This window comes from Rhodococcus opacus (assembly GCF_012396235.1).
GTDB lineage: Bacteria > Actinomycetota > Actinomycetes > Mycobacteriales > Mycobacteriaceae > Rhodococcus_F > Rhodococcus_F opacus.
This window is the reverse complement of record NZ_JAAXPA010000005.1, coordinates 339,277-349,780: the sequence shown is the minus strand read 5'-3', so window position 1 is coordinate 349,780 and position 10,504 is coordinate 339,277. Positions and strand designations below refer to the sequence as shown.

Genomic DNA, 10,504 nt, shown 5'->3' with positions numbered 1-10,504 from the left:
GCTTCTCCCCGGCCCGCTCGAGCATCCGCAACATCAGATACCGGGCACGGGTCGGTCCGGACCGGTCCAACAGTCCGTCGAACGATTCCAACCACTCCGTGGTCTCGTCCGGGTCGATATCCGGCAGGTAAGACGCAACACCCTCACGGATGACGCGAACCGAGCCGGCGCGGCCGGTGTCTACGGAGGTCGTGGTCTGTTCGAGCAAAGGGATACTCCATCGTTGCGGGCGCGGGATAGGGCGCCGTAGTGGCCGTCCGGGGTGAGGACGAAGCTGTACAACTCACTGCACAGGTGACTACCGCGGTTTCGCGAGCGGCCATCCCGTGATCTGCTTGGGACGCGGGGGCGCGTAGGTGCGCACCTTCGAAGTCGAGAGACCCAACCCTACAAGAGATTCCGCTAACTTGACAGCCGCACTGACGCCGTCGACCACCGGAACGCCGGTGCGATCCCGGATTCGGTCGTCGAGGCCGGCCATTCCACCGCAACCGAGGCAGATCACCTCGGCCTTGTCTTCGCGCACAGCAGCTTCGGCCTCGTCGACGATCGCCTCGATCGTGCGCTCGGGGTCGGATTCCAGCGCGAGGACGGGCAGACCGCTCGCGCGTACACTCGCGCACTTGACGTCGAGGCCCGCGAGCCGGAGCCGGTCTTCGATGAGCGGTACGGTGCGGTCGAGCGTGGTGACCACGGAGTACTTGTGCCCCAGCATCATTGCGATACTTGCGGACGCCTCGGTGATGTCGACGACGGGTACGTCGAGCAACTCCTGCAGGCCTTCCCGGCCGTGTTCGCCGTATCCGGCCTGGATCACCGCGTCGTACGGTTCCGGGTACGACCGCACCCGGTCCATCACCGCGATCGCGGCGAGGTAGCTCTCGAAGTTTCCTTCCACGGATTCTGCACCGATCTCCGGTGTGAGCCCGACGATCTCGGTACCGGGTGCCGCGGCGGCCTCGGCCTGTTTGGCGATGGCGTCCGTGATGGACGTGGTGGTGTTGACGTTGACGACGAGAATGCGCATCGAAAGCTCCTGTCAGTGGTCGCCGTGGCCGCTGTCCACGGCGATGGACTCGCCGGACACGTCCACGTACTGCCGGGTGCGGTCGCCGACGACCGCGTAGATTGCTGCCGCCAGGCCGGCGCCGATGAACCAGGAGAACGGGGCGACGAGATGGAAGGCGGGGACGATCGCGAACAGGGTGCTGACGAGGGCGGCGGGAACGAGGGCATAGATCGCCCGCAGGTTGAATCCCTTGCGGTAGTAGTAGGGTCCGGTCGGGCTGTCCGAGTAGAGGGCGGGTACGTCGACCTTCGTGCGGCGGATGAACCAGTAGTCGACGAAGATGATGCCGAACAGCGGGCCGAGGACGGCGCCGAGGCCGCCGAGGAAGTAGTTGATCACCACGGGGCTGTCGTAGAGGTTCCAGGGCAGCAGGACCACGCCGATGCAGGCGCTGATGATGCCGGCCTTGCGGAAGCTGATCTTCTCGGGTGCGAGGTTCGACAGCACGTACGACGGTGCGACGAAGTTCGCCATGACGTTGACGGCCATCGTCACGATCACGAGGGCGAGGCAGGCCAGCGACAGGAACAGGGTGTTCGGGATCGCCGCGACGATGTCGGTGGGGCTGTCGATGATGGTGCCGTCGATCTGGAACTGGGCGCCGCACAGAATGAACGCGATGACGGCGAACGCGAGGACGTTGACGAACAGTCCCCAGAAGTTGCCGCGCACTACGGCGGTCTTCGACGGGGAGCGCCGCGAGAAGTCGCAGAAGTTGAGGATCAGGGTGCCGTAGATCGACATCCAGAGGGCCGCGCCTGCGAAGACCTGCCGCCACATCTCCCCGCCCGAGGCGGGCTGATCGGACGTCCACGCGATGGAGAAGTCGGTGCGGAACAGCATCCACAGGGCGAGCGAGCCGACCGTGACCAGGATCAGCGGGCCGGCCAGGCTCTCGAATCGGCGCACGGCCTCCATCCCGTAGACGAGGACGACGATCTGGATCGCCCAGATCCCGATGAAGCAGATCCATCCGAGGCTGGAGAGTCCGAGGATCGAGTTCTGGTCGAAGCGGTCGAGCGACGGCGCCACGGCGACGAGGAAGATCCGGAAGACTATCGACGCGAGGTAGGTCTGGATTCCGAACCAGACGATCGCGATGACCGCGCGGACGATGGCGGGAATCTGGGCGCCGCGGATTCCGAAACTGATCCGGCTCACCACGGGGAAGGGCACGCCCGTCTTCTGTCCCATGAAGCCGGCGTAGGTCATCGCGACGCAGACGATGACCGCTCCGATCATGAGCGACAGGATCATGTGGCCGCCACCCAGTCCGAGCGCGAACAGGCCGATGGCGAACGAGTAGTTCGCGATGTTGTGGACGTCGTTGGTCCACAACGTGAAGATGCTGTAGCTACCCCAGCGGCGACCCGAGGCCTTCGTGGGTGCCAGGTCCAGGTTGTAGAGTGTGGTACTCGTCTTGGTCGCTGTCGGCGTCGGCGTCGGCGTCGGCGTCGCGACGGTAGCGGTGTGCCGCGAGACTGTGTCGTCTATGAGCATGTGCCTGTCCTTGCGTGGCGGCGAACGAACTTCCGTATCACGGAAAGCTTGTTCCATTGTCCCTCCAAGTGTGAGCCAGGCAACAGTGACCGGTCAATGATTTCCGCAGGATATATCTTGGTTCCGTACCACCCGGAACACGACAAACCCGCTGTAGCACTGGATCTTTCGGATCCAGCCCCATGCAAGGGTGCGGCGGCGTCAGGCCAGACCGCGGCTGAGCAGCCGGCCCCGGGGGGCCTCGTCGAGGTCGATCCGCTTGCCGGCCAGCCAGGTACTGCGCACGACGCCGGCGAGGGCACGCCGGTCGTAGGCGGAGACGGGATTCTTGTGCTGCAGGGCGGCCGCGTCGACGACGAACGCCTCCTCGGGCGCGAACACGGCGAAATCCGCCGCATACCCCAGCGCGATGTGCCCTTTCGTGTTCAGCCCGACCTGTTCGGCGGGGTTCTCCGCCATCCACCGGACCACGTCGTTCAGGCTGTGCCCGCGACGTTTGGCCTCCGACCACACCGCGGACAGTGACACCTGCAGCGAGGCGATGCCGCCCCACGCCACACCGAAGTCGCCGATGTCGAATCTCTTGAGGTCGACCGTGCACGGGGAGTGATCGGTGACGACGCAGTCGATCACGCCGTCGGCCAGTCCCTGCCACAGCAGCTCACGGTTCCCGGCCTCGCGGATCGGCGGGCAGCACTTGAATTGCGTTGCTCCCGAGGGAATCTCCTCCGAGACGAACGACAGATAGTGCGGGCACGTCTCCACGGTGAGCTTCACGCCGTCCTTGCGTGCCGACGCGATCATCGGCAACGCGTCGGAGCTCGACAGGTGCAGAATGTGCACCCGGCACCCGGTCCACCGCGCCAGCTCGATAACCTCCGCGATGGCGAGATTCTCGGCGCCCCGAGGCCGCGAGTCGAGGAAGTCCGCATAGTTCTCGCCGCCGGGTGACGTCGCGCGGTCGATGGCGTGCGCATCTTCCGCGTGCACGATCATCATCGCCCCGAACCCGGCGATCTCCTTCAGCGCCAGTTCGAGCTCGGCCGGATCCAGCGGCGGAAACTCGTCGACGCCGGAGTGCAGAAGGAAGCACTTGAACCCGAACACGCCCGCGTCGTGCAGTGCCCGCAGGTCCGGGACGTTGCCGGGCACTGCGCCGCCCCAGAACCCGACGTCGACGTACGCCTGATCGGCGGCGACCCGGCGTTTCACGTCCAGTGCCAGGGCGTCGACGGTCGGTGGGATGCTGTTGAGCGGCATGTCGACGATCGTGGTCACTCCACCGGCGGCTGCGGCCCGGGTCGCGCTCGCGAACCCCTCCCACTCGGTGCGGCCCGGTTCATTGACGTGCACGTGCGTGTCCACGAGACCGGGGATCAGCACCTCGTCGTCGCCCAGCTCGACCACCACCTCGGCGTCGAGCTGAGCGCCGATCGGTTCGATGACGACGATCCGGCCGTCCCGCACACCCACGCAGCGGGCGACCTCTCCCGCCGCGGTGATCACCCGCGGGGCACGGAACAGCAGGTCGAGCCGGTCAGACATCGTCTTCACGACCTGCGCCGGCGACGCCGCGCACCGCCGCCGCCACGGCCGGGGCGACTGCGGCATCGAACACGCTCGGCACGATGTACGTGGGGTTGAGTTCCGACGGAGACACCGAATCGGAGATCGCGCGGGCGGCCGCGATGAGCATGTCGTCGGTGATCTCGACGGCGTGCGCGTCGAGCAGGCCCCGGAACACGCCCGGGAACGCGAGCACGTTGTTGATCTGGTTCGGGAAGTCCGACCGGCCGGTCGCGACGACCGCCGCGTGCCTGCCGGCCGCGACCGGGTCGACCTCGGGCACCGGGTTGGCCAGTGCGAACACGACCGACCGCTCCGCCATCGTCTCGATGTCGCTGCCGGTCAGGATGTCCGGGGCAGAGACACCGATGAACACGTCCGCGCCGACCAGTGCGTCCCGCAGCGATCCGGACCGCGCTTCCGGGTTGGTGTTGTTCGCGATCCAGGAACGGAACGAGTCGGACGTGTCGTCCGGCGAGAGGATTCCGTTCCGCCCGCACGCCACGATGTTCGTCGCACCCTGCGCGACCAGCAGTCGGATGATCGCGTGTCCGGCGGCGCCGACACCCGAGACCACGATCTTCACCGTGTCGAGGCTCTTCTCGACCACCCGCAGGGCGTTGGTCAGTGCGGCGAGAACCACGATGGCGGTGCCGTGCTGATCGTCGTGGAACACCGGGATGTCCAGCATCTCGCGGAGCCGTGCCTCGATCTCGAAGCAGCGCGGGGCGGAGATGTCCTCGAGGTTGATTCCGCCGTACACCGGAGCGAGGGCCCGGACGATCTCGACGATCGCGTCCGTGTCCTGGGTGTCCAGGCAGACCGGCCACGCGTCGACGTCCGCGAACTGCTTGAACAGGGCCGCCTTGCCCTCCATCACGGGTATCGACGCGGCGGCGCCGATGTTGCCCAAACCCAGCACGGCCGAGCCGTCGGTGACGACCGCGACGGTGTTGCGCTTGATCGTCAGCCGCCGCACGTCCTCGGGGTTCTCCGCGATCGCGGTGCAGACCCGGGCGACGCCGGGTGTGTACGCGCGGGACAGGTCGTCGCGGTGCTTGAGCGGAACCTTCGGCACCACTTCGAGTTTCCCGCCGAGATGGAGCAGGAACGTGCGGTCACTGACCTTGCCGACCACGACGCCGGGCACGTCGGCGATCGCGGACGCGATCTGCTCGGCATGTTCGACGTCGGAGGCGTCGCACGTCACGTCGATGACCATGTGGTCGGGGTGGCTCTCCACCACGTCCAGCGCGGTCATGGCGCCCTTCACGGAGGCCACCGCCCCCGCGAGAGTCGAGGTGGTGCCTGCGCCGACCGGGGCCGTGACGCGAACGGTGATGGAGTAACCGGGACTGGGATTGGGCATGCGTGTTTCCTCGGGTTCGTCAGGTAGGGGCTCGGACTAGCGCGGCGCCTGGTCGGCGACGAGCGCTTGATGGCTCTGGGGAAGGGCTTCCCACCAGGTGCGGCGCGTCTCCGACAGCGCGGTCGCGTCGAGGTCGCCGAACAGCCGCAGCCGGGACAGGCCGCCGTCGGGGTAGACGTCGAGTCGCAGGTGCGTCGCCGCATCGGTGGCGTCCAGAACGAAGCGGTGCCTCGTGTCGGGCTGCACGGCTGTGCGGGACAGCAGTTCGGTCCATGCGCTCTCGTCCGCGATGTCGGCGGTCCGCGCGTCGGCGGTGCTCAGCCGCACCCAGCCGGGCGCATTCCCCACGTAGTAGCTGGTGTCGATCTCGACGTGCCGGGGAATGCCGGCCGCGGCCAGCGAGAACACCGCGAAGTCGTTTCCGCCGCCGCGGCGCCGGGAGTTCTCCCAGCCCTCCCCCATGTTCCGCGCCCGCCCGGGAAGGATGATGTTCGCGGGCGACGCGTAGAACGCGTCGGAGCAGCCGACGAGGCGTCCGCCGTTCTCCGCGGCCAGCAGGTCCACCGTCCCGTCGAGGAACCGGGGGTCGGGCACGACCTCACCGTGCACACGCAACCGCGCGACGCCGCCGTCGGGGTAGATCGACAGCCGCACGTGTGTCCACCGGTGCCGGTCGGCGACGGCGTAGGCGTTCGCGGCATCACCCTCGGCCGGGGACTTCTCGACGATGGTCTGCCAATCCGCCTTCATGACCTCCTCGATGGACGGGTAGCCCTCGATCGACGCCGCCTCGATGGAGATGAAGGGCGGGTAGTTGCCCTTGAAGTGCGCGGTGTCCACGACGATCCCGTGGATGACGCCCGCGGCCCCGAGTCGGACGATCGCGTAGTCGTGGCCGTCGTCGCGGCGGCGGCGGGTCTCCCACCCGTCGTACACCTTGCCCTTGTGCCCGAAATCGGACGGGTCGAAGAACGGCGCCTCCGCCTTGATGAGGTTCTCACGCTGGGCGAACAGTTCGTCGTTGGCCGCGGATACGCTTCCGCCGAGGGCGCGTGAGGCGAGGTCGGGTAGTGCGGTGAAGTCGGGTGACGTCATGATTCTCCTCGTGTGCTGAGTGGTGCGAGTTCGGCAGTCGATGCCGCGATCGTGCAGCCGATCCGGCGCAGTAGTTCCGCCGCATCCCTAATCGATCGATGAAGGTCCGGTTCCAGGTCCGCGAGCGCGTATGCCGCGGAAATACCGGCGCTGTGCAATTGAATGTCGCTGAGCAGGTTTCGGCCACATACGGCGAGGACGGGGATTCCGGCCCTGCGCGCCTCGGTCGCGACGCCGATCGGCGCCTTGCCGTGGAGGCTCTGCTCGTCGAGTGACCCCTCACCGGTGATGACGAGGTCCGCCCCCGCGAGTCTTCCGGGAAAGTCGACGAGCCCGAGGACCGTGTCGATGCCGGGCCGGGTGTCGGCCCCCAGCACCGAGATCGCGCCGAACGCCGCGCCTCCCGCAGCGCCCGCCCCCGCGACCCGGCTGTCGTCGCGGCCGGTCGCGGCGCGCACGACCTGCGCCCACCGGGTCATGGCGTCCTCGAGCACGACCAGTTCTTCTGCGGCCGCGCCTTTCTGGCTTGCGTACACGGCGGTGGCCCCGGTCGGGCCGAGGAGCGGATTGTCGACGTCGCAGGCGAGCCGGAAGTGCGCCGCACGCGCCGCCGGGTGGAGACCGGTCAGGTCGACCCGGGCGGCCCGGCGCAGCGCCGCTCCCCCCCGCGCGACCTCGTTGCCGTCGGCGTCGAGGACTCGCACGCCGAGGGCCTGTAACAAGCCGGCACCGCCGTCGGTTGACGCGCTGCCCCCGAGACCGACGGTGATCTCGCGAGCTCCCCCCTCCAGCGCGTGCCTGACGACGGTGCCGAGTCCGAATGTACTGGCACCCAAGGGGTCCGCCACACCGTCCGGGAGCAGCACCAAGCCCACGGCCGAAGCCAGTTCGACGACAGCGGTCGAGCCGCGCACCGCGTAGGACGAGGTGACGGGCCGACCCGTCGGCCCTGTGGTGGCCACCGTGACCGGAGACCACCCTGCGGCGACGGCCGCAGCGACGGTGCCGTCGCCGCCGTCCGCGACCGGGACACGATCGATCACCCAGGACGGATCACCGGCCAGGAGTCCGTCGGCGAGGGCGTCCGCCACTTCCGCGGCCGTGAGAGACCCCTTGAACTTGTCGGGTGCGACCAGTACACGTGTCACGGTGCCCCCTAGTCCAGCAGCATGAGGGCTGTGGGAGCGTGCTCCCAGCTCTCCGCCAGATCCTCGAACTCGGCGACGTTGTCGAGTTCGGTTCCCATCGCGATGTTGGTGACCCGCTCGAGGAAGACCTCGACCACCACCGGCACCTTGTGCTCACCGGCGAGCTCACGGGCCTTCTCGAGGGCGCCGGCGATCTCGCCGGGCTCGGTGACCCGAAGCGCCTTGCAGCCCAGCCCCTCGGCGACCTTGACGTGATCGACGCCGTACCCCTTCGGGACCGCGGGCAGCACGTCGTGTTCGGTTGCTTCCTGGGTGTTGATGTTGTCGAAGCCCAGCTGCACGCAGAAGTCCATGTCGAAGGCGCGCTGCGCCTGACGGATCAGTCCCAGGTAGGAGTTGTTCACCACGACATGGATGTACGGCAGGTTGAACTGGGCGCCCACCGCCAGTTCCTCGATCATGAACTGGAAGTCGTAGTCACCGGACAGCGCCACGACGGGCGTCTCCGGCTCCGCGGCAACCACTCCGAGGGCGGCGGGGATGGTCCAGCCCAGCGGCCCGGCCTGCCCGCAGTTGATCCAGTTACGCGCCTTGTAGACGTGCAGGAACTGGCCGCCGGCGATCTGCGAGAGCCCGATCGTACTGACGTACCGGGTGTTGCGCCCGAAGACGCGGTTCATCTCCTCGTACACCCGCTGCGGTTTGACCGGGACGTCGTCGAAGTGGGTCTTGCGCTGCATGGTCCGCTTCCGGGTGGCACAGTCCTCGACCCAGGTGCTGCGGTCCGCGAGGGTTCCGGCGGCCTTCCGCTCCTTCGCGACGGCGACGAACAGTTCGAGCGCCGCCTTGGCGTCGGACACGATCCCGTAGTCCGGTGCGAACACGCGCCCGATCTGGGTGGGTTCGATGTCGACGTGAACGAACTTGCGCCCCTTGCGGTAGGTGTCGAGACCGCCCGTGTGCCGGTTGGCCCAGCGGTTGCCGATGCCGAGGACGAAGTCCGACGCCAGCATGGTGGCGTTGCCGTACCGGTGGGCGGTCTGCAGACCGACCATGCCCGCGGCGAGGCGGTGGTCGTCCGGGATGGTTCCCCAGCCCATCAGCGTCGGCACCACCGGAACGTCCAGCAGTTCCGCCAGTTCCACGAGCAGATCCGCGGCGTCGGCGTTGATGATGCCGCCCCCGGCGACGATCAGCGGGCGGTCGGCGGCCCCCAGCATGTCGAGGGCCTTCTCCGCCTGCGCCCGGGTCGCGGCCGGCTTGTACACGGGCAGCGGCTGGTAGGTGTCCGGGTCGAAGTCGATCTCCGCCAGTTGCACGTCGATCGGCAGGTCGATGAGAACAGGTCCGGGCCTGCCGGACCGCATCAGGTGAAATGCCTGCGCGAACGCTCCCGGAACCTGGGCGGGCTCGAGCACCGTCATCGCCATCTTCGTGACCGGCCCCGCGATCGCGGCGATGTCGACGGCCTGGAAGTCTTCCTTGTGCAGACGCGCGACCGGGGCCTGCCCGGTGATCGCGAGGATCGGGATCGAGTCCGCCATCGCCGAGTACAGACCGGTGATCATGTCGGTCCCGGCCGGCCCCGACGTCCCGATGCAGACGCCGATGTTCCCGGCCTTGGCGCGGGTGAATCCCTCGGCCATGTGGGATGCGCCCTCGACGTGGCGGGCGAGGACGTGCTTGATCCCACCGTGGTCGCGCATTGCTGCGTAGAACGGGTTGATCGCCGCACCGGGGAGGCCGAAGGCCTGGGTGGCACCTTCGAGTTCCAGAATCTTGACCGCTGCATCAGCGGCGCGCATACGAGGCATATCAGTTCTCCATCGAGGATTACGAGTTGAGGCGGGTCACTGGGAGGGGCGGCCGGACAGCCGCTCCACTCCGCGCAGCAGACCCGAATGATCCAGGCCACCATCACCGTTCGCACGGGCGGAGGCCATCAGCTGGGCGACGACGGCGCCGAGGGGTGTCACGACGCCGGCCTCACGGGCAGCGCTGGTCACGATGCCGAGATCCTTGTGGTGCAGGTCGATACGGAATCCGGGTTCGAACGACCGGTCCAGCATCTTCTGCGCCTTCTGGTTCAGGACGGCCGATCCGGCGAGCCCGCCGCCGAGTACCTCCACCGCGGCCGCGGTGTCGACACCGTAGGCCTCGAGGAAGATGATCGCCTCGGCGAGCAGCTGAATGTTGCCGGCGACGATCAGCTGGTTCGCTGCCTTCACCGTCTGCCCGGATCCGTTCGGGCCCACGTGGACCACCGTCTTCCCGACGACGTCGAGGATCGGCCTGGCCGACTCGAAGTCTTCCGAGGCGCCGCCGACCATGATCGACAGTGCGGCGTTGACCGCCCCGGCCTCGCCACCCGATACCGGGGCGTCGATCAGCCGGAATCCACGCTCGGCCGCCTGCGCGGCGAGTGCGGTGGTGACGTCGGGCCGGATGCTGGAGAAGTCGATGATCAGAGCGCCTGCCGGGGCGTGCTCGAAGACTCCGTCCTCACCGGCGAGTACGGCCTGCACGTCGGGCGAGTCGGGGACCATCACGGCCACGACGTCGGCGCCGGCGACTGCCTTGGCGATGGAGTCCGCTGCGGTGCCGCCGGCTTCGACGAGTGCCGCGGTGCGCTCGGGCGAGCGGTTGTATCCGACCACCCGGTGGCCGGCCTTGGCGAGATGAACGGCCATGGGGCTACCCATGATTCCGAGTCCGATGAATGCGATAGTGCTCACGAGTCTCCTCGATTCCGTCGAA

At 67.9% G+C, this 10,504-nt stretch carries 9 protein-coding genes; all 9 read right to left on the bottom strand.

Annotation, left to right across the window (positions count from 1 at the left end; all coding sequences use genetic code 11):
• Window positions 1-214: pyruvate dehydrogenase E1 component-related protein (locus tag HGB39_RS09265; protein WP_168442922.1), on the bottom strand; the 214-nt coding region annotated here is incomplete at its 3' end.
• Window positions 215-298: 84 nt separating this feature from the next.
• Window positions 299-1,027, bottom strand: coding sequence for an aspartate/glutamate racemase family protein (locus HGB39_RS09260; RefSeq protein ID WP_005571378.1), 729 nt, complete (start codon window positions 1,025-1,027; stop codon window positions 299-301).
• A 12-nt stretch (window positions 1,028-1,039) separates the two neighbouring features.
• Window positions 1,040-2,569, bottom strand: a complete 1,530-nt coding sequence (locus HGB39_RS09255; protein ID WP_005571375.1) for an NCS1 family nucleobase:cation symporter-1 — start codon at window positions 2,567-2,569, stop codon at window positions 1,040-1,042.
• 201 nt (window positions 2,570-2,770) lie between these two features.
• A complete protein-coding gene (gene allB, locus HGB39_RS09250; protein ID WP_005571373.1) occupies window positions 2,771-4,114 on the bottom strand; it encodes an allantoinase AllB in 1,344 nt (447 codons plus the stop codon).
• Window positions 4,107-5,504: an NAD-dependent malic enzyme gene (locus HGB39_RS09245; protein ID WP_005571371.1), complete on the bottom strand. Its 1,398-nt coding sequence runs from the start codon at window positions 5,502-5,504 to the stop codon at window positions 4,107-4,109. The genes allB and HGB39_RS09245 overlap by 8 nt, the downstream gene beginning before the upstream one ends.
• Before the next feature lie 36 nt (window positions 5,505-5,540).
• Entirely contained in the window at window positions 5,541-6,599 is a 1,059-nt protein-coding gene (gene alc, locus HGB39_RS09240) for an allantoicase (protein ID WP_005571369.1), read from the bottom strand.
• Window positions 6,596-7,747, bottom strand: a complete 1,152-nt coding sequence (locus HGB39_RS09235; RefSeq protein ID WP_064080206.1) for a glycerate kinase — start codon at window positions 7,745-7,747, stop codon at window positions 6,596-6,598. The genes alc and HGB39_RS09235 overlap by 4 nt, the downstream gene beginning before the upstream one ends.
• Before the next feature lie 8 nt (window positions 7,748-7,755).
• The gene (gene gcl, locus HGB39_RS09230) at window positions 7,756-9,561 is read right to left on the bottom strand and encodes a glyoxylate carboligase (protein ID WP_005260931.1); all 1,806 of its coding nucleotides are present in this window, start codon (window positions 9,559-9,561) and stop codon (window positions 7,756-7,758) included.
• A 36-nt stretch (window positions 9,562-9,597) separates the two neighbouring features.
• Entirely contained in the window at window positions 9,598-10,482 is an 885-nt protein-coding gene (locus HGB39_RS09225) for a 2-hydroxy-3-oxopropionate reductase (protein ID WP_005565676.1), read from the bottom strand.
• Window positions 10,483-10,504: the final 22 nt, after the last annotated feature.

Excerpts from the sequence above, each read along its gene's own strand:
- alc (WP_005571369.1), bottom strand. The coding sequence starts at position 6,599 with ATGACGTCACCCGACTTCACCGCACTACCCGACCTCGCCTCACGCGCC.
- HGB39_RS09255 (WP_005571375.1), bottom strand. The coding sequence starts at position 2,569 with ATGCTCATAGACGACACAGTCTCGCGGCACACCGCTACCGTCGCGACG.
- HGB39_RS09260 (WP_005571378.1), bottom strand. The coding sequence starts at position 1,027 with ATGCGCATTCTCGTCGTCAACGTCAACACCACCACGTCCATCACGGAC.
- allB (WP_005571373.1), bottom strand. The coding sequence starts at position 4,114 with ATGTCTGACCGGCTCGACCTGCTGTTCCGTGCCCCGCGGGTGATCACC.
- gcl (WP_005260931.1), bottom strand. The coding sequence starts at position 9,561 with ATGCCTCGTATGCGCGCCGCTGATGCAGCGGTCAAGATTCTGGAACTC.
- HGB39_RS09245 (WP_005571371.1), bottom strand. The coding sequence starts at position 5,504 with ATGCCCAATCCCAGTCCCGGTTACTCCATCACCGTTCGCGTCACGGCC.